We start from the raw sequence: 20,953 nt of genomic DNA, 5'->3' as shown, positions 1-20,953 counted from the left end.
TCATGAATAAGACAGGTTAGACCTTCGAACATTTTTGCAGAGAATGGGGGACGGATGAGCTTCTATGATGTTCTGATCATTGGCGCGGGTCACGCAGGGGCCCAGGCGGCTATTTCTCTGCGGCAGGCGGGCTTTGAGGGCACTATTGGCATGATAGGGGACGAAACGGAGCCGCCCTATGAGCGGCCGCCGCTGTCCAAGGAATATTTCGCCGGCGAAAGGACGTTCGAGCGCATTCTGATCCGCCCGCTCGCTTTCTGGGGCGAGCGGAAGGTCGAACTGCTGCTGGGCCGACGAGTGAATGGCGTGGATCCTTTGCGCAAGGTCGTGACTGCGGGCGACGGGGAGTTCGGCTACGGCAAACTGATCTGGTGCACCGGCGGCTCGCCTCGCACGCTGACCTGCAACGGCGCGGCCGCCGGTAACGTCCATGGGATTCGCCGACGTGATGATGTCGACGCGATCATGGGCAAGCTGAGCGGAACGAACCATGTCACCGTCATCGGCGGGGGCTATATCGGTCTGGAGGCCGCCGCGGTGCTGACCAAGTTCGGCAAGACGGTGGTTTTGCTGGAGGCGCTGGATCGGGTACTGGCGCGTGTCGCGTGCGAAGATCTGTCACGCTTCTATGAGGCGGAGCATCGCGCCCACGGCATCGACCTGCGGACGAGCGCGAAGATGGGCTGCATCGAGGTAGTCGACGCGCTCGATGGCAAGAGGGCGACGGCCGTGCGAATGGCCGATGGTGAGCGGATCGCGACCGACATGGTAATCGTTGGCATCGGCATCGTGCCGGAGACCGGCCCGCTGATCGCGGCGGGCGCGGCTGGAGGCAACGGTGTGGACGTGGATGAATATTGCCGCACGTCCTTGTCCGACATCTATGCTGTCGGCGATTGTGCAACCCATTCAAACCGCTTTGCAGGCGGCGCGCATATGCGGATTGAATCGGTTCAGAACGCCAATGACCAGGCCAAGACTGCGGTGGCGCATATCATGGGTAAGGATGAACCTTATGATGCGGTGCCCTGGTTCTGGTCGAACCAATATGATCTCAAGCTACAGACGATGGGCTTGTCGATCGGCTTTGACCAGACCGTTCTGCGTGGTGATCCGGCGACGCGCAGCTTCTCGATTGTATATCTCAGGCGTGGCAAGGTTATCGCTCTCGATTGTGTAAATGCAGTGAAAGATTATGTGCAGGGTCGCGCGCATGTGTTGTCAGGCGCGGCGCTAGACTTCGGTCAGTTGCGCGATCCTGCTATACCGCTCAAGGAAGTCAAAATGGCCTAACTGCTAGATTATCGTTAAAGCGCCGACCGCAGTATGTCGTTTTAAGCCTCTTGCTCGAGCTTAAAGCTGGCCCTTGCTTGCGAAATGAGGTGCTGGTGGGCTACGGCCCATCCTATCAGCGTCTTCAAGGGACTGAGGAATGAAATTCCCATTCCGGTCAGGGCATATTCGACTTGCGGGGGTGTCGATCTGAAGACCGTTCGGCTGACAAAACCATCTTCCTCGAGCCGTCTCAGGGTTCGCGCCAGCACCTGCTTCGAGATGTCGCCGATCAAACGATGCAATGCATTGAACCTTAGTGGGGCGTCGGCCAGATGAGCGAGGATCAACAAGCTCCATCGATCGCCTACCCGATCAACCACATCGCGTACCACGCAGGGTTGATTGAATCCGGTGCCCGAGGGCGGAAGCAGTCCTTTAGAGCCAGTCATCAAAGTCTCCATTTTACAGGTCACATCAGGCTGCCCTGATCAGAAAATATGCCTCCTTGCTGGCCTCGAGGGCAGCTTCTAATTCAGAGTCTGCTTCGAAAGTCCCTCAAGCGTAGCAATACCTTGCAGTTCTGCGGGTAAGCATGCGTATGGAGGCTATCGTCGCCCACGCCGTGGACGATGCGATGGTGGTTTCCCAATCTTTGGCGAGGCGTCGGCATCGGCCGAGCCATGCGAAGGTGCGTTCGACGACCCATCGACGCGGGAGAACCTGGAAGCCCTTCGCTTTATCCGAACGCTTGATGATCTCGATCGTCCAGACTCCCGATCCGGCGAGGGCCGCCCGGAGTTTGTCGCCGGCATAGCCTCCATCGGCAAAGACATGGCGTAGCCATGGGAAGCGTTTGCGCACGGCCTTGAGGACATCGACGGCACCGTCACGGTCCTGGATGTCGGCGGTGTGGACGAGGATGAAGATGAGAAAACCGCCGGTGTCGGTCAGGATATGACGCTTGCGCCCCTTGATCTTCTTACCTGCGTCATAACCGCAAGGACCGCCGCTTTCGGTGGTTTTCACCGACTGGCTGTCGATCACACCAGCACTCGGAGAGGCTTCGCGCCCCTCGATCTCACGCAGGTTCATCACCAGCACCGTGTTCATCGCCTCGAGCAGGCCGGTGTTGCGCCAGGCGTAGAAATAGCGCTGTACCGTCGAGACTGGCGGGAAGCACTTGGGCAGAAGTCTCCACGCGCAGCCGCTTGCCGCGATGTATAGCAAGGCATTCACCACTTCGCGCATGTCCGTCGTCCGACGACGACCTCCGCGCTTGGCAGCCGGGATGAATGGTGCCGCCAATTGCCACTCCCGGTCCGTCATATCACTGGAATAGCGCAATCCTTTCCGGCTATGCTCCTGCCGGGCAATACCAGTCCATGCCATTGATCACTCCATCTCTTCGCAAGGACGGTGTGAATCACAACATGCTGGTATTGCTCAACAACTTTCGGGGCGGGCTCTCAGATAACAAAAATAGACCACGTTACATCTCAAAACCATATTCTGCATTCTGCTCATATTCGTCCCAACTCCAGCCGGAAGGAAGGTTGATGAACTCTCATAGGACCATCGCCGTCATCGGCGGCACCGGCTATGCCGGGTCGGCCATTGCGCGCGAGGCCGCAAAGCGGGGGCACGCTGTCACCGTTGTTAGCCGTAGGGCGGCTGACCAGCCGATCGATGGCATCCGACATATCACGGCGACGGCGGCTGATGCCGGCGCAACCGTTACCGGGGCCCAGGTTGTCGTCGGCGCACTGTCGCCGCGAGGCGATAACGTCGGCACACTCGCGCAAACCTACGGCAAGCTCGCCGAACTGGCGGCCGGGGCGGGAGCCCGTCTCATCCTGGTCGGCGGATTTTCCTGTCTGCGGCGTACCGCCGGCGGGCCCCGCATTCTCGAGGCGGAGGGCTTTCCTCCCGGTACGCCCTCGGAACTTCTGGTCGAGGCGCAGGAAAATCTGGATGTTTTGAACAATCTGCTGACAGATTCGACCGGAGTCGATTGGTTGTTCGTCTCGCCGGCTCTGGAATTCTCCGCCTGGGCGCCGGGGGAGGATTTGGGTCATTACCGGATCGGCAATGACGTGGCGCTATTTGACGACAACGGCAAGTCGGCGATCAGCGGTATAGACTATGCTCGTGCGGTACTGGACGAAATCGAGACTCCTATCCACCATCGGATGCAGATCGGCATTGCCTATTGATGGTTTTATTTCGGCCTCAAGCTCCTGTGCGGCAGAGAAGCTCCGCATTTTTTGATCGCGAGATGCGTCAATGTTTGTTAGCGACAAGGGCCGGCTGGTTTCACATCTGCCCGGCCGCCGCAGAATGTTGCTCGATCTCGACAACGGCTGAACCAAGCAGTTCGACGACGCGAGCGAACCCCTGCAGCCGGGCGGTAGCGCTGTCGCGGGAAACCGAAGCGGCGGCAACAACGCTGCCGTCCACTCCCCGCAACGGCATGGCGACACAAACCAACCCCTCTGCTATTTCCTCGTTGTCGATCGCATAACCTCGCTCACGCACACGCGCCAATTCCTGACGCAGCAAGTCGGGATCGACAATCGTTCTGTGTGTTAGCGGAACAAATGGCCCAGTCTCAAGATAGGCTTCACGTTCGGCATCTGGAAGATGCGCAAGCAACACCTTGCCTATCGCGGAGCAATAGGCCTCGAGTTGCATTCCCACACGGGTAAACAGATCGCCCGCGCCGCGACCCGTCTTGATACGGTAGGTAACCATGTCGTTGTCGAGCGACCCCAGTTGCACGATGCTGCGGACCTGTCCGGCCAGACGGTGGAGCACCGGAGCGGCGGCATTTGCGATCATCTGCTTCTCATCGATCTGTCTCAGCAGGGCCAACAGCCTCGGTCCAGCGACGTATCGGCCGTTGGGAAGACGAGAAAGATAGGCTGCGGACATCAACGTTTTAACTTGTCGGTGCGCTGTTGCGACAGGCAGACCTATGTCGCGCGCGAGCGCAGCAATCGAGCGGCGGCCGCCATCGCCGATTACCGCCTCGAGCATCTCGAGTGTGCGCTTGGTTGCGCCGATCTGAGGTGTACCATTTCTCATGTTGTGAGAAGCTAGCAGGATCGACGACTGGCTTCAAACGATCCTGCGATCTACCATCGCTTCAAAGTCGGGAGAGGAGCGATCATGACGACATCCACCAACCACGAGGAACTCGCACGGCGCTTGCGCGAGGCCTACAACGGGAACCCGGTGCCTCCGCTGCGGGACGGCCTCGATCCGGTCGACATTCAGGGCGCCTATGCCGTGCAGACCATCAACACCCGCTTCTGGGAAGCGCAGGGCCGTAAGATCGTCGGACGCAAGGCGGGACTGACCGCCAAGGCGGTGCAAGTGCAGCTGGGCGTTGATCAGCCGGATTTCGGTGTGCTGTTCGACGACATGCAAGTTGCCGACGGCGGCTATCTTGATCCGTCGGCAAGTCTCCAGCCCAAGGCAGAGGCTGAGATAGCCTTCGTGTTGGGCAAGGACCTGCCCGATCCGAACACGACGCCCGAGATGGTGGCCGATGCCGTTGCTTCCGTTCATGCCGCGATCGAGATCGTGGACAGCCGCATCGCAGACTGGAAGATCACTTTCGCCGACACCGTCGCCGACAACGGGTCATCGGCCTATTTCGTGCTCGCCGATGCGGGCAAGCCGTTGCCGGGCCTCGACCTTCGCACGGCAGGAATGGTGATGGAAATCAACGGCGAGATCGTGTCCTTGGGCGCGGGGGCAGCGGCGCTGGGCCATCCTCTTAACGCCGCGGCTTGGCTCGCCCGAACGCTGGCGGCGCGGGAAGAGCCGCTCAAGGCCGGCGATATCCTGTTAGCCGGCGCGCTGGGGCCGATGGTCGCCTTGAAACTCGGCGACCATGTTCGCGCCGTGGTCGGCGGTATCGGTGAGTGCAGCTTCACGTACGAAAGGGCCTGAACGGTATGAGTAAGACAAAAGTAGCGATCATCGGTTCGGGCAATATCGGGACCGACCTGATGATCAAGATCATGCGCCTGTCCAACGTGCTCGAAATGGGTGCCTTCGTCGGGATCGATCCGGAAAGCGACGGGCTGAAGCGCGCAGCGCGCATGGGTGTGGCGGTGACGCACGAAGGCATTGACGGTTTGGTCGCCATGCCGGAATTCCAGGACATACGCATCGTGTTTGACGCGACGTCGGCCGGCGCGCACAAGCGCAACAATGACGTGCTGCAACAGCATGGCAAGCGGGTGATCGACCTGACGCCGGCCGCGATCGGTCCCTACACCATCCCGCCGGTCAACGGCGAGGCCAATCTGGACGCGTCCAATGTCAATATGGTGACGTGCGGCGGCCAGGCGACGATCCCGATGGTCGCTGCCGTCAACCGGGTCGCGAAGGTGCACTATGGCGAAATCGTCGCCTCGATCAGTTCGAAGAGTGCAGGGCCCGGTACGCGCGCGAACATCGACGAATTCACTGAGACGACCAGCCAGGCGATCGTCGATGTAGGCGGCGCGACCCGGGGCAAGGCGATCATCATCCTCAACCCGGCCGAACCCCCGTTGATCATGCGAGATACTGTCTATTGCCTGTGCGACGATGGCGACCGCGAGGCTATTAGCCGGTCGGTGGAGGACATGGTCGCAGAAGTGCAGACCTATGTGCCGGGTTACCGGTTGAAGCAGCCGGTGCAGTTCGAAAGCATCGGCGACAATCAGCCGCTGCACATTCCTGAGATGGCGCCTACCGGGCAGACCAGCTTCACGGGTCTCAAGGTTTCCGTCTTCCTCGAGGTCGAGGGCGCTGCTCATTATCTGCCGGCCTATGCCGGCAATCTCGACATCATGACCTCGGCTGCGCTTCGCACGGCCGAGAAGATCGCTGTCCGCATACATGGAGGAGTCGCGGCATGACCTTCGATCCGACTGCCACGAAGCTTTATATCCAGGATGTCACTCTGCGCGACGGCATGCACGCGATCCGGCACCAATATGGCCTCGATCATGTGAAGAAGATCGCCAAGGCCCTCGACGCGGCGAAAGTCGATGCGATCGAAGTGGCGCATGGCGATGGCTTGCAGGGCTCGTCCTTCAACTACGGTTTTGGCGCCCACACTGACTGGGACTGGATCGGCGCGGTTGCCGAGGTACTGGAACATAGCGTCCTTACCACCCTGCTCCTGCCGGGCATTGGCACGGTCCATGACCTGAAGCACGCCTATGAAATGGGCGTGCGGTCGGTGCGCATCGCGACCCACTGCACCGAGGCGGACGTCAGCAAGCAGCATATCGAGGCTGCTCGCAACCTCGGCATGGACGTGTCCGGCTTTCTGATGATGAGCCACATGTCTGGGCCCGAACCGCTGGCGCAGCAGGCGAAGCTGATGGAAAGCTATGGCGCACATTGCGTCTATGTGACCGACAGCGGTGGCGCGATGAACATGGAAGAATATGCTGCGCGCCTGCAGGCCTACGACCGGCTGCTGAAGCCTGAAACCCAGCGCGGCGTGCATGCGCACCATAATCTGTCGCTGGGCGTCGCCAACAGTCTGGTCGCCGTCCAGAACGGTGCGATCCGCGTCGATGCGTCGCTTGCCGGCATGGGCGCGGGCGCGGGCAATGCCCCGCTGGAAGTCTTCATTGCCGCGGCCGACCGCTATGGCTGGAATCATGGCTGCGACCTCTATGCGCTGATGGATGCGGCAGAGGATCTGGTGCGTCCGCTCCAGGACCGGCCGGTGCGGGTGGACCGCGAGACGCTGACGTTGGGCTATGCCGGGGTTTATTCGAGCTTCCTGCGCCATGCGGAAAAGGCGAGCGCCGAATATGGCATCGACACCCGTGCCATCCTGGTCGAACTGGGGCGGCGCAAGATGGTCGGCGGACAGGAAGACATGATCGTCGACGTTGCTCTGGACATGGTGAAGGACTGATCGGCCACACACCCGTTCCGGTTCTGAGCGAACTGGAACGGGTCATCACGTTTCTGGCGCGCCTCGTTCCTTGGGCATCTCAGCCGCCTACGTCGCGGCGCCCCTTTATTCCGCCTCGACCATGTCTTTCAGGGCATCGAGCATTTCCTCGATTCCCTGCTGAAGTTGAGGGTGGACAGCCTTGCCGACCGGCGCGGGATTGGTGCGGAAGCGGATTGTCCATTCGAGCCGGGTTTCGCTGTCTTCCGAAGATGCGTCGACGGTGCCGTTGTGATAATTGAATGGCGTGCCGGCGATCGCGCGATAGCCGACATGGCCTGGATAAACGCGTGTCACCTGCTGCGACACTCGGCGGCCGTAAGTGATGAGCAGGCGTTCCGCGCCATAGCCAGCGGAATCGGGAAAGCCATCCTTTGTCACATGGAATTCGTCCGCCTGGATCCAGCGACCCATGCGTTCATGGTCGTTGAGTGCACGCCAGACACGATCGAGTGGCGCCGCTATGGTCGTCACGGCGCGGACCGTCCACCGCTCGGGTGATACCAGGCGGTTCGCGGGGCGCGGGCGATAGCCGAAGTCGTTAGCCCGATCCTGCCAAGCCAGTTCCAGCAGAAATCCCTGACCATCGCGCACGAAAGTGCTCCCCCGATCGGGATGATCAAGGCGCGCTTCGCGAGACTTGGCGCCCGCTGCCTCTGCGCGCTCCAGCATTGCCCGATACGCCAGGATATTGTTGGCGGTAAAGGCGATGGCGAACACGCCTTGGTCCGAAATGCGCCAATCGGAAGGTCTTGGCCTGCCGCCGGGGGAAGCATATTCCACCAATTCGATGAGCATCTCTTCGCCGCGGAACGTCGCGCGCCGGCTTTGCGCGCTCCTTACCCCGCACCGCGGTTCATGTGCGTCATCATGCACCTGCGAATTTCCCGGACTTTCGCCGAGCAGGGCAGAGAAGGAGGCAATGGAAGCGTCAAGGTCGGGCGTCGATATCGCGATGGCTCGGATTGCCACGCTGCCCTCCCGCCCTGGCTCGCGTGGAGCGTCAGGCAGGAGATCGCTTTCCATGATCTCGACAAACAACCCGTCAGGATTGCATACGCAGGCCCGCCGATCCGGCTTGGAGCCTGTCACCGGCCCGATGGGCGGACTGCCCAGCCGCGCCAGCCGATCGAGCGTTGCCTGAAAATCAGGGGCGTGGACGGTGATCCGGTTGTATCCGATGTCGCTTACTTCAGCGCCGGCTGGAGCCAGGCGCGGTAAAGGGGTGGCGAACTGATACAGGTCGATCCGGAATCGGGAATTGGCCGCGAGCATTCTCCAGCGTACAGCCTCGGCCCCCGGCTGCTCTGAAATATCATGGATGAGCGGCCCACGACCCATCAGACGGGTGCCACCCGCCGGGATCAGGCCCAGGCCGTCTTGAAACCATCTCCCTGCTTGCGCCAGGTCGATGCAGGACAGGTGAAGGGTGGCCGGGCTGATCCGGGCGGGCGCATTATGGGCGCTCATCAATCTTCCTTGACGAATTTCAGTGACGGCCAACGTCAAGCACCGTTTCCCGAACGATGCTGCGAGCGAAGGTGGCGAGCGCGGACGGCGATCCCATTCGGGAAGCCAGCTCTTCGGCCAGCTTCAGGTCCTTTTCACCCAGTGCGGCATGTATGGCGAGACCCTGCCGCCAACCATCGCCCTGCGGCGGACTTGTCCAAAGCCCTGCAAAGATTCCCATGGGCGGGGTCAGCAATCCGTTTGTTCCCATAAGATCAGTCAGATGCTTGACTGGGACGCCTGCAGCTTCGGCCAGTTTCACCGATTCCAGCCCGACGATGATCTGGCACCACGACACAAGATTGTTGCAGATCTTGAGCGCCATCGCTGCCCCATGGGGACCGGCAAGGAGCGAATGCGTGGCGAAGCTGTCAACAATCGGCTGCACCCGCGCGTTCACCGATGGCTCGCCGCCCATGGGGCAGAAGACGAACGGGCCGTCCTGTGTCATCCGGGTACGCGTCACCGGTGCATCCATGACCTCAATGCCGCGTTCCTCCGCTCGCAAGGCGATCGCTTGGACTGTATCGGGAGAGATCGTCGCGTGGATCAGGATCACCGATCCAGGCTTCATGGCGGGCAGCAATTCGTCAATACAGGCGTTGACCTGCTCGTCGTCCTGCACGCAGATGCCGACCAGATCGCTGGCTCGACCGACCTCGGCGAGGCTGGACGCCAGGGTCGCCCGGCCTGCAAAGGCTTCCATCGCCTGCGCGCGCATGTCAAACAGCGTGAGCGTCACGGGCAGCTTCGCTATCTCGCGCACTTGCTTGGCGCCCATGTCGCCGAGCCCCACAAAGCCTACGGATCTGATCTCTCCCGTCATGTCTATCGTCATCTCGATGGCTCAGCGCGACATGTAATCGTCATAGGTGGCGTGCCAGTGGCGCAGCACCATTTCTTGGTACAGGCCGAGATGAGAATGATGGTTGCGGGGATCGGACGCGCGCACGCCGCGTTGCAGCAGCTCCATATTGTCAATGTCTTCCTGCACGACGTTGGCCTGGAAATCGAGTTGCGGAGCCTTCTCGCTGACCTTGTCCGCGACATCGAGGATGATCGGCTCGGCCGCAGGCGGACGCGGTTGCCCGACCGGGCAGGGCAGCAGCATGCGCAGGTCTACATAGCACATTTCCGGGTCGGTCGCGTGCGGCGTGAAGCTCCACGAATAAGGAAGCATTTCCGAAAGGTGCAGCAGTGTGTTGGGGAAGAGGAAATAGACCGCGACATCGGTCAACACCGTGTCGGGCGACGTGACCTCGCGGTTGTAGTATTTTTTCTGCATGGCGCGATGCCAGTCGGCCATCTGCCGCCGGGTGTCCTGCGTCGGATCGATCTGGATGGGCGTTTCGTCAGGATAGAGGAAATGAGCGATCCCAGCGATCCACATGTTGGCCGACGCCACCATAGTATTTTCCGATGGGGAGTTCATGCTCGGAACGCCGCTTGGCGTCAGATTGCGGCCGATGCCGACGTGGCCCTGGCCATTCTTGTAGATATCATATTGGGTCTGCGTATCGCCGACCAGCGACGCCGCGAACGGGCCGTGCGTTTCCGTGACATGATAGGATTCCTGGAACGGTTCCTGCCCGATCTTCCAGTTGCAGCGGATGAGCTTGCGAATGCGGACGGACGTGTACCGGTTTTCCATATCGAAGCTTGCGAAATGCTCCGGTATGACGCCGAGCTCGTCTTTCAAAGAGGGCGCATCAGGATCGGCGTTGATGAAGAGAAAGCCTCCCCATCGTTCGAGGCGAACCTCGCGCAGGCCGCCGTTCTTGGGCGTCAGGTCGGGAAAATCCCACCATCCCGGAATCTTGGACAGCTTGCCGTTGGGCTTCCATTCCCAGCCATGCACCGGGCATTTGATCGTCTCGCCGGCTTCCTTCTTGGTGCACAGCATCGCACCGCGGTGCCGGCAGGAATTGAAGAAAGCCTTGAATTCATCGGGGCCACTGCGCGAGATGATGAAAGAACCGGGGCCAAGATCGAAGGGCACCCGGTTACCGACATTGGGAATATCCTCCTCGCGTGCAGCCATTTGCCATGTTTTGAGAAGGATCTTCTCATATTCGGCGGCGGCATAGTCGCGATCATAATATTGGCGAAAGTCGAAGTTGACCCGCTCGGGAATGTGGTTGCCGGTTTCGGTGATAATCGGGTCATCCGAGCGGGAATCCAGTTTGAGCAGATCCTTGGCGAGCGGACGGGCGGCATTGCCGAACCCTTCCTGGATCTTGCGCGTCTGCACGGTCATTTTGTCTCTCTCCAATGCTCTGGGATGACGCGTTGCGCCGCGTCCCGTTTTTTGCCGCCCGGGAGGGGCTGCAACAGCTTCGACCCTCCGTTGAAATAAGCCTATTCGCGGCAGTTGGTGGGCGCTTGCCTAAAAGAGAAGTTTTGCTGGTCTGAAAGTGCGCTCCGAACCGCGAGATGACGCTGAGGACGGATGCCGGTTCAAGGATAGTGTAGCTGCGGAAACACGGCCGATAGCCACGATTTGGCGCCTCACCGCGCCCCGCGAAGCCAGCTTGTCCGGGTGTAGCTGGAACGAGCTTACTGAGCCGCCCGTGCCGCCTTTCTGATGGAGGTGGTTGTCGTCAATATGACAAACACCACCATGGCCCCGATCGACATGGTAATGATCATGGGCCAGGCCGAAGCATCGAGCATTGCTCCGAGTGCTGACCCGACCAAGGCGGCCGACGTCATTTGCGCGAAGCCCATCAGCGACGATGCGGCGCCGGCGCGTTCCCCGAAAGGCGTGAGCGCCGCAGCCATGATCTGTGGCACCATGAAGGCGCAACCAAGGAAGAAGATCGCATCGGGTATGATGATGGCCAGATAATGGGTGGGAAATAGGAGATGACCGATGACCTGGAGGGCTGCTGCGGCAAGCATGAGGGTCGCGCCAAGGCGCAGCATGCCTTCGAGCCTGAGTTTGGGGACAAGCCGCGTCCCAAGGGCGTTTCCGATGATGTAGCTCGACGAGCAGATGGCATAGGTGAAGCCGAACTCGACGGACGTTTGGTGAAAGACATCCTGGAGGACATGCGATGAGCTCGAGAGGAAGGCAAATACGCCGCAGTAGGAAAAGGCAAGCATCGCCAGATAGCTCCGGTAGGATGCGTCGCCTCCGACCACGACAAAGCTGCCGATGATCGCTTTTGGGGAGAATCCCACTTGGCCCTTACGTGAATTCGTTTCGGGGAGGAATATCAGGGCCACGATGGTTAGTAGCGCGCCGATCGAGCCCATTGCGATAAAACTTGCCCGCCAGCCGAAGGCGGCTTGCAGAAATCCCCCCAGTACCGGAGCGCCGATAGGGGCAATGCCCATGATCGCGCTCATCGTGCCGAGCTGCCGCGCCGCCTCAGATCCAGAATGGAAATCGCGCACGATCGCGCGCGCAATGATGATCGGGCCGGCGGCACCCAGGCCCTGAAACAGCCTTGCAACGATGAGGAGGTCGATCGAACTTGCTGCCGCGCAGGCTGCTGTCGTGATGAGGTACAGGAAGAAGCCCGTGAGCAACATCGGGCGTCGGCCGATAGAATCAGAAAGCGGACCGTAGATTATCTGACCGATGGCAAAGCCTACGAGGTAGAATGACAGCGTGAGCTGGACCGATGCGGTGGGGGCATTCAGCGCCGTGCCGATGTGCGGCAAAGACGCCAGATAGATGTCCATTGTCACAGGACCTATGGCTGTCATCGACGCGAGCAGGATCGTCATGCCGATTGTGCCGGGCTTCAATTCCATCATTTCACTCCAAAGCCACAGACCGAGGTGTACACCGCCTCGGGAAAGAGCATCTTTCTAAGGAGGAAAAACATAATTCGAAGTTCGAGTTTTGGCCGGCATGTCGCGGCTGTTAGATTTCGGCTCGCGGATATGCACCGTCGAGGTGCCTGGTAAACGACGAGGATGATGATGGCTGACTTCGACATGGTGATACGCGGCGGGACCGTCGTGGACGGCTCGGGCGGCGCGGCTTTCGCGGCGGATGTGGCGGTACGCGAGGGTGTCATCGTCGCGGTCGGGGAGGTCGAAGGCGCGGGAGAAGAGGAGATCGATGCCCGCGGGCTCATTGTGACGCCCGGCTTTATCGATGTTCATACGCACATGGACGGCCAGGTGACTTGGGGGCATGAGACCCGACCGGTTTCGGATCATGGCGTGACCACGCTACTGATGGGCAACTGCGGCGTCGGCTTCGCGCCCTGCCGACCGGAAGAACGGCATTTGCTGCTCGATCTGATGGAGGGGGTCGAGGACATACCGGAGCCCGTGATGGCTGTTGGCATCCCCTGGGCCTGGGAAACCTACCCCGAATATCTCGATTTCATTGCCAGCCGTACCTACGATGTCGACATCTGCTCGATGGTGCCTCATGCGGCCGTGCGCATCTATGCGATGGGTAGCAGGGGAGCCAGTCGGGAGCCCGCGCGCCTGTCGGATGCCATGGCTATGGCGGCTATCGTGAAAGAGGGAATGGAGGCGGGCGCCTTTGGCATTTCGACCACCCGTTCGCTCAACAATCGGTCTAAGGACGGGACGCTGGCGCCGACGATCACTGCCCGAGAAGACGAACTGATGGCGATGGCATGCGCCATGGGTGAGGTCGGCCGAGGCATCATAGAAGTCAACGATCAGTGGCTCGACATGGACGAACATGGACGGTCCGCCGAATTCGAAATGATAAAGCGTATCGGCAAAGCTTCGGGTCGGCCTTTCACCTTCGCTGTTCTTCAGCAGGAGGAAGGGCATGGCGGCGGATGGGAACAGATTTTCCGACTGACGGACGCGGCGAACGCCGAAGGCGTCGCCATGCGCCCTCAAATCTGCACACGCCCGATCGGGATCATGGCGGGCCTCGACGTGTCGCTGAACCCGTTTATGTTCTGTCCGACCTGGCAACGCGAATTGGAGCATCTGCCGCTGGAGCAGAAAGTTGCCCGGATGGGCGATCCGGAGGTTCGTGCCAAGCTTCTGTCAGAGGAACCCGAGACCACCAATCCGCTAAACCTTTGGCTTGCCCGCACTGTTGAGCGCATGTCCGAAATGGGCGATCCTCCGAATTACGCGCCTGAGCCAGAAGATTTTCTCCCCGCGCGCGCGGCACGCGAGGGTAGGAGTGTCCTGGAATTGGCCTATGATCTGATGCTAAAGAATGATGGCCGCAACTTACTCTATCACCCTGTGGTCAATTACGCGAAAGACAACCTTGATCATATTCCGGTCATGATCCGAAACGGTCATTCGGTCATCGGGCTGGGCGATGGCGGCGCACATGTCGGCGTGATCTGCGATGCTTCGCTGCCGACCCACCTGCTCACCTACTGGGCGCGTGACCGGTCCGGCGAAAAACTCGAACTTCCCGAGGCGGTGCGCATCCTGACAAAGGACAATGCCGATTTCGTCGGACTGACCGATCGTGGGCTCGTGCGCGCGGGCTTTCGCGCCGACATCAACATCATCGATTTCGAGCGGCTGCATCTCCATGCTCCGCGGGCCCATTACGATCTTCCTGCCGGCTCGCGGCGTCTGCTGCAGAAGGCAGATGGCTATGTCGCCACGATCAAGTCCGGCGTGATTACCTATCGCGATGGCGAACCCACGGGCAAGACGCCGGGCAGGCTGCTGCGCAGCCACGAGTTTGCCCAAGCTGTCTGATGTGCGACGGACCTTGAAGGAGGCCTATGGACGAACTTGGCAACCTGTCAGCCTTTCTGAAGGTGGTCGAGCGTGGCAGCCTGACCAGCGCTGCCGCCGCGCTTCACTGTTCCGCCTCGACGATCAGCAAGCGCCTCAAGCAGCTGGAGCACTCTGTGGGCGCTACCCTGCTCAACCGCTCGACCCATGGCAGAGCTTACCCCACCGAAGCCGGTCGTGCCTATTTCGACCAGGTCCGGACGATCGTGCGCGAGCTTGAAAATGCGAGAGAGAGCGTAAGGTCCGTCAATGAAACCCTTGAAGGGCAACTGCGCGTCCATCTGACCCCTGGTACTGGTCAGATGGTGCTGATGCCGCTCATCTTCCGCTTCATGCGCGAACATCCGGCACTCCGTATCATGGTGTCGATCCGTCCGGACGGGCATGATGTGCTCCATCGGGGCTTCGATCTTTCGATTCATAGCAAGGACGCTAAGGAGGGCGAGATCGGCTACACGTCGATCGAAGCGCGCGAGCTTGTTAAGGTCGATTATGTCATATGCGCTGCGCCGGCCTATCTGGCAGCGCGCGGGACGCCGGCAAGGCCGGAGGACCTGTCGGATCATAATTGCCTTGTGTCGGTCCGCCAGGCCTCTCCGCACCAATGGTGGTTTCGGCGTGATGGGTTCGAATATCCGGTAAACGTCTCCGGTACGCTCGAGGCAGACAACTGGACGACTGCCTTTGAAGCAGCATTGGAAGGCCTTGGAATCGTGCGGATGATGCGCATTGGAGATTTATCGCACCCCAAGGCATCAGCTCTCGTTCCCATATTCACCGATGATGTCGTATCGGGCCGTTCGATTTGGGCGCTTATGCATCGCATGGAGCCCACGCCGCGCAAGATCGAGGCATTCTGCAATTTTCTGAGAACAGAACTGCAAGGTCAAAGAACCAGGCAGGACTAGGCGCTGGGTCGCATGTTCGACAACAGAGGGCTTTCGCATGCGTCGTCTGTTCGCCGGTAAACTAATGTGATACAACGTGAAAAATGTGCCAGAGTGAGCATCGGATCGGTCGAGCGACCTGTCTCTCGATGGGATTTCTGAGCAGCCGTTCAAAAAGGGCGCGGTCATGGCATTGCCCCAGCCCTGCGGCTGACGGGTCAAAGATGGTCCGCAGATGGGGCGCTTTTCGGCGTCATGGACTGCGCCAGTTCCAGAAATTTGCCGACTGTGGCGCTATTGTTTGCCTTGCGCCACGCGAGGGCGAAGCGGACTGAACCGAGTTGCGCCTCGTCTCGGCTGACCGCAAGCGGACGGAAGAATACGCCCCGCATGCGCAGCCGTTCGGCGGAACTTGGAATGATGGCTACGCCTTCACCGCAGGCGACAATTCCGACGACCGCTTCTGTGGTGGGCGCTTCATGTGCTATATCAGGCGCAAAGCCCGCCAGGCGGCAAAGTCCGTGAAGGTCGGTTTGAAAGTTGAATCCGCGCGCGGGCTCGTAAGTGACGAACCGGCTGGAACGCAAATCGCCTATGTCGACCGGCCCGCTCTGGGCAAGAAGCGAATGTCCTTTGGGAAGGGCAACTGCCAGCGGTTCGCTGTGTACGAAGAGGGTATCGATCAGTTCGTCGAAGATCGGCAATCGAACAATGCCAATGTCTATTTCGCCCTGGCGAAGGGCTTCGATTTGATGAAGCACCGACATAGCCCGGAAACGAAGCGTGACGTCGGGCATCGTATCTCGAAATCGGCGGACCAGAGAGGGCAATAGGGCATAGACCGCCGAACCTCCAAAGCCGAAGGTGAGCGTGCCACTCATGCCAAGGGCTGTGAGACGTGCGTGCTGTGCCCCCTCTTCCAGCACCTTCAGGGCTTTGCGGGCTTCGGCAACCAGAGTTTCCCCGGCCGGGGTGAGCGTTACACGATGGGTATCGCGATCAAACAGGCGTGCGCCGACTTCTTCTTCAAGTTCGCGGATGGCCCGGCTCAACGGCGGTTGCGACACGTTGCAGCGTTCCGCTGCCCGCGTGAAATTCAATTCCTCGCTCACCGCGATGAGGTAACGGATCTGCCGGAAATCCATCGTTATATCTCAAGAGTATCACCAGACCTCCGATAATGTATTTCCGTTAGGAGAAAGCGCAAGCGATCATTCGTGCTCATAGCGGGGAGGAAAGGGTGTGAGCAGCAGGATCAGGCGCATGGGTTTTGCGGAGCTTGCTCCCGGAGTCCAGGACGTCTTGCGCGCACGGGTGGAGCGCTTGGGATATCTGGGCGAATTTTTTCAATGCTCTGGCGCCCAGCCCGACATTCTCGCTCCCTTCATGGAGATGACCGAGGCGTTGAAAAAGGCGCTACCGGATCGGCTTACGGAAACGGGCGCGCTCACTGTCGCGACGTTGATGGAGAACCGTTACGAGCGGCATCAGCATGAAAGGCTGTCGAAGAAGCTGGGGTTCGGTGAGGATTGGGTAGCGGCGGTCGAGCGGGTTACGCCCGATGACGCACCGCTGCTGTCCGACGCGGAGCGGGCGGTACAGCGCCTGATCATCGCAATGATCGACCGACGCGGCAACCATATCGAGGCGGAGCTGGAAGATGTGATCGACCAGATCGGTCCTGACCAGGCCATCGCCGTCATGTTCCTGGTGGGTCGATACATCACTCACGCCATGATTGTGAATGGACTCGGCCTTGAACCGCCCGTTCCCTCCATTTTCGACGAGAAGAACTGAAGAATGAGCGAAGCAATCTGGATCTCGGAAGCCGAAGTGGTTTCGCTGATGGCGCTTCCTGAGGCGATCGATGCCCTGCGGGAGGGATTGCGCGAGGAGGCGGCCGGCCGCGCGAGCAACATGGTCAAGACGCACGCTACCTGGGCCACCGGATCGACCCTGCACGCCATTGGCGCGGTGTTCGAGGGCTGGGGTGTGGTCGGCACGAAGACATGGGCGCACACCGCGGGCGGCGCGATGCCGCTGCTCATCCTGATCGATGCCGAAAATGGCGCAGTGCTCGCGATCATCGAGGCATTCGCGCTGGGCCAGATGCGGACAGGCGGGATCAGTGGGCTTGGCGCGGATGTGATGGCGCGTGCCGACGCTCGCCGCATGGCGATGATCGGCGCGGGCAAGCAGAGCATCACGCAGGTTGCCGCCGTCGCGGCGGTGCGGCAACTGGAGCGGGTGACGGTGTGGAGTCCCACCGCCGCCAACCGTGAAGGGTTGGCGGAGCGTGTCGAGCAGAATCTGGGAATAGAGGCGATTGCCACTCCCAGTCTCGAAGAAGCGCTCGACGGCGCCGACATCGTCACGCTCGCGACCCGCGCGCGCGCGCCATTCCTGGGGGCGGATGTGCTACCGCGCGGTGTGCACATCAACGCGGTCGGCGCGATCACCCCCGAACGCGCGGAATTCGATCCGGCCCTCCTGGAGCGCGCGACCGTCACGGCAGCTGATAGTGTGCCACAGGTGCGCAAGCTCAGCCGCGAATTCATGGAGGCGTTCGGCGACGACGAAGGCAAGTGGGGGCAGCTACTACCCCTCTCGACCCTCGTGGCCGAGGGTGCGGGGCGTCCCGCCGGTGCGGATCTGACCCTCTTCAAGGCGATGGGCATGGGCATCTCCGACCTGTCGCTGGGCATCGCCCTTTTGAACCGCGCACGGCAGTCCGGGGTCGGTCGACCGCTGCCCACCGTAACCCGTCAGGCGCCACGCTTGACCCTTTGACCGTCTCGAAAGGTAGTCCCAATGAGCGAGCCCATTTTCATCGATGCCAGCGGCCCCATTCCCGAAAAGGATGCGCCCTGGGAGCCGATCGTCATCACCAAGGAACAGATCGATGCAGAGGTGGAGCGGCTCGCCGCGCTACCGCGTCCAGCCAACGGCCGCCGCCGTTCCTTCTTCCAGCACCCGCGCAACCAGAAGTCGGTCGGCCTGGCGCCTGGAATCCAGGTTTCGCTGGACGTGCTGCTGCCCGGTGAGGAAACGGCGACCTTCCGCCAGAATTCGACCCAGGTGAACTTCGTCATCCGCGGCAAGGGCGAAACGGAAATCAGTGGCCGGCGCCGGGAAACCGCGCTGCATGACGTGTGGAACACGCCATCGATGCGCATTTACCGCCACAAGAACACCGGCGACGACATTTATGTCCGGCTGACCTATTCCAATGGCGCGCTGCTCGACATGATGAACATCCATGTCGTCGAGGAAAATCCTCAGCCGCTGCTGAAGTCGATCGACCGCGAGGAGGAGCAAGCCGCACCGGCGGCCAATCGCGTCAATCCCTACGGCACGTTCCAGCTGAACGAGGAAGGCGCGTGGATGATGCCGTATGAGCGGCTCATCAATCCGCCGTCTGTAACCAGCCCCGCGCTTTACTGGCCGTGGGAGCAGGTGAAGGAGCATCTCGACAAGCTGGAGGCACTGGGCAAGGATTATATCGGCCGCCGCCTCTATCTGCTCTATAATCCGATGACCGGCCGCACCAATGGCACTACGCCTAATTTCTTCGCGACGATGACGCTGCGTCCGCCCAAGATCGTCGATCGCCCGCACCGGCACTCCTCGGCGGCAGTGAACTATTACTTCTCGGGATCGGGGCGCTCGACCGTCGAAGGCAAGACCTATGAGTGGAAGGCGGGCGACTTGATGCTGTCAGCTCCGGGCTGGTCGATCCACAACCATGCCAGCTATGACGAGCCGGTCTATGAACTCACCATCCAGGACCAGCCGCTCAACATCGCGATGGAATCGCTGCTGTGGCAGGAAAGCCTGAAGGAGCCGCCGGCGCTGCTGGGCGCGGAGGAAGGCTTCCTTACCAATCGCGCCGTGGTCGGCTGATGGCGCAGCAACTAGCCCCGCCGGTCATGCGCGGCGAAGGCGGCGTCACCCTGGAAGGTGACGCCGTCCGTGCCGCCGCGCAGGCGCTTGAGGAGGCGGAGCGGTCCCACGAACAGATCCGCCTGCTGACGGACCGGCATCCGCACATGACCATGGATGATGCTTACGCCATCCAGGCTGAATGGATGCGGATGAAGCAGGCGGCGGGCGATGGCGTCATCGGCTGGAAGATAGGCCTCACGTCCAAGGCGATGCAGGCAGCGCTCTCGATCGATATTCCCGACAGCGGCGTTTTGCTGCGCAGTATGATCTTCGACAATGGATCGGACATTCCCAAGGATCGCTTCATCCAGCCGCGCATCGAGGCGGAAATCGCCTTTGTCATGAAGAGGCCGCTGGAGGCGAAGGACGCGTCGCCCGCAGCGATCCTGGCGGCGACGGACTATGTCGCGCCAGCACTCGAGATTCTCGACACGCGCATCTTCCGCAAGGACCCAGTGTCGGGAAGGCTGCGCACTGTCCTGGATACGATTTCCGACAATGCGGCCAATGGCGGTATCGTGATGGGCGACCCGGTTCGATTGTTCGGCGATCTCAATCTTGGATGGATAGGCTCCATCGTCTCGCGCAATGGCGAGGTGGAGGAAACCGGTTTGGGCGCTGGCGTGCTGGGCGATCCGTTGTTGTCGATGTCGTGGCTGGTCCAGCGGCTGGCCGCTTATGGTGACCGCATCGAGGCAGGGCAGGTGGTTTTGTCCGGCTCCTTCATCCGGCCGGTCGAGGCGCCCTCGGGCAGCCATATTGTTGGTGATTTCGGCAGATTTGGACGGGTCGAGTGCCGATTCCTGTGATGCGGGGATCGAACAGGCAGGTGATCGCATGGTAAACACTTTTAAGCAGGCGATTGTGGAGGGGCGGGCTCAGATCGGCTTCTGGCAGGCAATCGCGTCGCCTTACACCTGCGAGATCAGCGCGGGTGCAGGCTTCGACTGGCTGCTGATCGACGCGGAACACGGGCCGAACGATGTCCCGCTGGTGCTGGCGCAGCTCCAGGCCGCATCGTCCTATCCGGTTGAGCCGGTAGTCCGCATTCCCATCGGCGACGCGGTGCTAGTGAAGCAATATCTGGATATCGGCGCGCGCAGCCTGCTCATTCCAATGATCGAAACAGCAGATCAGGCACGCGAAATGGTTCGCGCGACCCGATACCCGCCGCATGGCATTCGCGGCGTTGGATCGGCCATCGGGCGTGCCAGCCAGTGGAACCGGACGCCGCAATATCTCCAGAATGCGGCAGACGAGATCTGCGTGTTGGTGCAGGTAGAAAGCCGGGCAGCGCTTGGCCAGATCTCCGCGGTCGCTGACGTGGATGGTGTGGATGGCGTGTTCATCGGGCCGTCCGACCTGGCTGCTGACCTTGGCCATCTCGGTAACGCGCTGCATCCTGAAGTGCAGGAAGCGATCGAGCGCGGCATCGCCGCCGTTCTGGCCGCCGGTAAGCCCGTGGGCATGCTGATCGCAGACGAGGGACTTGCGCGGCATTATCTTGAACTTGGAGCGACCTTCGTCGCGGTGGGAACCGACGTGACGATTTTGGCCCGCGGAGCGGAAGCGTTGGCGGCGCGGTTTGCCGACAGGCGGATTGCAGAAACCGATAAAACAGGTGACGTATATTGAGCACGAACCCGGC

The 20,953-nt window shown here is 60.8% G+C and carries 20 protein-coding genes; 12 read left to right on the top strand and 8 right to left on the bottom strand.

What is annotated here, in order from left to right:
- The first annotated feature begins 54 nt into the window (after window positions 1–54).
- Window positions 55–1,293, top strand: coding sequence for an NAD(P)/FAD-dependent oxidoreductase (locus tag SPHV1_RS06405; RefSeq protein WP_054945209.1), 1,239 nt, complete (start codon window positions 55–57; stop codon window positions 1,291–1,293).
- A gap of 41 nt (window positions 1,294–1,334) precedes the next feature.
- Here SPHV1_RS06405 and SPHV1_RS06400 read toward each other — a convergent pair whose 3' ends face one another.
- Together SPHV1_RS06400 and SPHV1_RS06395 are read right to left on the bottom strand one after the other, a co-directional pair.
- Entirely contained in the window at window positions 1,335–1,724 is a 390-nt protein-coding gene (locus SPHV1_RS06400; protein WP_054945216.1) for a helix-turn-helix domain-containing protein, read from the bottom strand.
- Between the two features lie 106 nt (window positions 1,725–1,830).
- Window positions 1,831–2,664, bottom strand: coding sequence for an IS5 family transposase (locus tag SPHV1_RS06395; protein ID WP_054945208.1), 834 nt, complete (start codon window positions 2,662–2,664; stop codon window positions 1,831–1,833).
- Here SPHV1_RS06395 and SPHV1_RS06390 point away from each other — a divergent pair.
- Window positions 2,658–3,488, top strand: a complete 831-nt coding sequence (locus tag SPHV1_RS06390; protein ID WP_197277665.1) for an NAD(P)-dependent oxidoreductase — start codon at window positions 2,658–2,660, stop codon at window positions 3,486–3,488. The genes SPHV1_RS06395 and SPHV1_RS06390 overlap by 7 nt on opposite strands.
- A gap of 100 nt (window positions 3,489–3,588) precedes the next feature.
- Here the strand turns inward: SPHV1_RS06390 and SPHV1_RS06385 are convergent, their stop codons facing one another.
- Window positions 3,589–4,359 (bottom strand): IclR family transcriptional regulator, encoded by a 771-nt coding sequence (locus SPHV1_RS06385; RefSeq protein WP_054945206.1) that lies wholly within the window; start codon window positions 4,357–4,359, stop codon window positions 3,589–3,591.
- An 84-nt stretch (window positions 4,360–4,443) separates the two neighbouring features.
- Between SPHV1_RS06385 and SPHV1_RS06380 the strand changes: the two genes are divergently transcribed.
- Genes SPHV1_RS06380 through dmpG form a run of 3 tightly spaced genes read left to right on the top strand, consistent with a single transcriptional unit; the run spans window position 4,444 to window position 7,210 of the window.
- A complete protein-coding gene (locus tag SPHV1_RS06380) occupies window positions 4,444–5,232 on the top strand; it encodes a 2-keto-4-pentenoate hydratase (protein ID WP_054945205.1) in 789 nt (262 codons plus the stop codon).
- Window positions 5,233–5,237: 5 nt separating this feature from the next.
- Complete coding sequence (locus SPHV1_RS06375) at window positions 5,238–6,191, top strand: acetaldehyde dehydrogenase (acetylating) (protein WP_054945204.1); 954 nt, start codon at window positions 5,238–5,240, stop codon at window positions 6,189–6,191.
- Window positions 6,188–7,210, top strand: a complete 1,023-nt coding sequence (dmpG, locus tag SPHV1_RS06370) for a 4-hydroxy-2-oxovalerate aldolase (protein ID WP_054945203.1) — start codon at window positions 6,188–6,190, stop codon at window positions 7,208–7,210. Before SPHV1_RS06375 ends, dmpG begins: the two co-directional genes overlap by 4 nt.
- 105 nt (window positions 7,211–7,315) lie before the next feature.
- Here dmpG and SPHV1_RS06365 read toward each other — a convergent pair whose 3' ends face one another.
- The 4 genes from SPHV1_RS06365 to SPHV1_RS06350 all read right to left on the bottom strand — a co-directional run bounded on the left by SPHV1_RS06365 (window position 7,316) and on the right by SPHV1_RS06350 (window position 12,520).
- On the bottom strand, window positions 7,316–8,719 hold the full coding sequence (locus tag SPHV1_RS06365) for an SRPBCC family protein (protein ID WP_082430873.1): 1,404 nt from the start codon (window positions 8,717–8,719) through the stop codon (window positions 7,316–7,318).
- 19 nt (window positions 8,720–8,738) lie between these two features.
- The gene (locus tag SPHV1_RS06360; protein WP_231634555.1) at window positions 8,739–9,596 is read right to left on the bottom strand and encodes an NAD(P)-dependent oxidoreductase; all 858 of its coding nucleotides are present in this window, start codon (window positions 9,594–9,596) and stop codon (window positions 8,739–8,741) included.
- Between the two features lie 9 nt (window positions 9,597–9,605).
- Entirely contained in the window at window positions 9,606–11,015 is a 1,410-nt protein-coding gene (locus SPHV1_RS06355; protein ID WP_054945201.1) for an SRPBCC family protein, read from the bottom strand.
- A gap of 299 nt (window positions 11,016–11,314) precedes the next feature.
- Entirely contained in the window at window positions 11,315–12,520 is a 1,206-nt protein-coding gene (locus SPHV1_RS06350) for a multidrug effflux MFS transporter (protein ID WP_197277664.1), read from the bottom strand.
- 210 nt (window positions 12,521–12,730) lie between these two features.
- On the opposite strand from SPHV1_RS06350, the gene SPHV1_RS06345 reads away from it, so the two are divergent.
- Both SPHV1_RS06345 and SPHV1_RS06340 read left to right on the top strand, forming a co-directional pair.
- On the top strand, window positions 12,731–14,434 hold the full coding sequence (locus SPHV1_RS06345) for an amidohydrolase family protein (protein ID WP_231634554.1): 1,704 nt from the start codon (window positions 12,731–12,733) through the stop codon (window positions 14,432–14,434).
- Window positions 14,435–14,460: 26 nt separating this feature from the next.
- Complete coding sequence (locus SPHV1_RS06340) at window positions 14,461–15,381, top strand: LysR family transcriptional regulator (RefSeq protein WP_054945199.1); 921 nt, start codon at window positions 14,461–14,463, stop codon at window positions 15,379–15,381.
- Between the two features lie 197 nt (window positions 15,382–15,578).
- Here SPHV1_RS06340 and SPHV1_RS06335 read toward each other — a convergent pair whose 3' ends face one another.
- Window positions 15,579–16,505, bottom strand: coding sequence for a LysR substrate-binding domain-containing protein (locus SPHV1_RS06335; RefSeq protein WP_054945198.1), 927 nt, complete (start codon window positions 16,503–16,505; stop codon window positions 15,579–15,581).
- A 118-nt stretch (window positions 16,506–16,623) separates the two neighbouring features.
- Between SPHV1_RS06335 and SPHV1_RS06330 the strand changes: the two genes are divergently transcribed.
- The 5 genes from SPHV1_RS06330 to hpaI are packed head-to-tail and all read left to right on the top strand — an operon-like array spanning window position 16,624 to window position 20,940.
- On the top strand, window positions 16,624–17,157 hold the full coding sequence (locus SPHV1_RS06330) for a hypothetical protein (RefSeq protein ID WP_231634553.1): 534 nt from the start codon (window positions 16,624–16,626) through the stop codon (window positions 17,155–17,157).
- Window positions 17,158–17,160: 3 nt separating this feature from the next.
- Window positions 17,161–18,150: an ornithine cyclodeaminase family protein gene (locus SPHV1_RS06325; RefSeq protein WP_054945196.1), complete on the top strand. Its 990-nt coding sequence runs from the start codon at window positions 17,161–17,163 to the stop codon at window positions 18,148–18,150.
- Between the two features lie 21 nt (window positions 18,151–18,171).
- Window positions 18,172–19,263, top strand: coding sequence for a cupin domain-containing protein (locus tag SPHV1_RS06320; RefSeq protein ID WP_054945195.1), 1,092 nt, complete (start codon window positions 18,172–18,174; stop codon window positions 19,261–19,263).
- A gap of 26 nt (window positions 19,264–19,289) precedes the next feature.
- Window positions 19,290–20,114 (top strand): 2-oxo-hept-4-ene-1,7-dioate hydratase, encoded by an 825-nt coding sequence (gene hpaH / locus SPHV1_RS06315; protein ID WP_054945213.1) that lies wholly within the window; start codon window positions 19,290–19,292, stop codon window positions 20,112–20,114.
- Window positions 20,071–20,940 (top strand): 4-hydroxy-2-oxoheptanedioate aldolase, encoded by an 870-nt coding sequence (gene hpaI, locus SPHV1_RS06310; RefSeq protein ID WP_304437720.1) that lies wholly within the window; start codon window positions 20,071–20,073, stop codon window positions 20,938–20,940. Before hpaH ends, hpaI begins: the two co-directional genes overlap by 44 nt.
- The last annotated feature ends 13 nt before the right edge of the window (window positions 20,941–20,953 follow it).

The sequence above is a fragment of the Novosphingobium sp. KN65.2 genome, assembly GCF_001368935.1.
GTDB classification, from domain to species: domain Bacteria; phylum Pseudomonadota; class Alphaproteobacteria; order Sphingomonadales; family Sphingomonadaceae; genus Novosphingobium; species Novosphingobium mathurense.
Note: the sequence above shows the minus strand (reverse complement) of the source record. Positions and strands in the feature narration are given on the sequence as shown.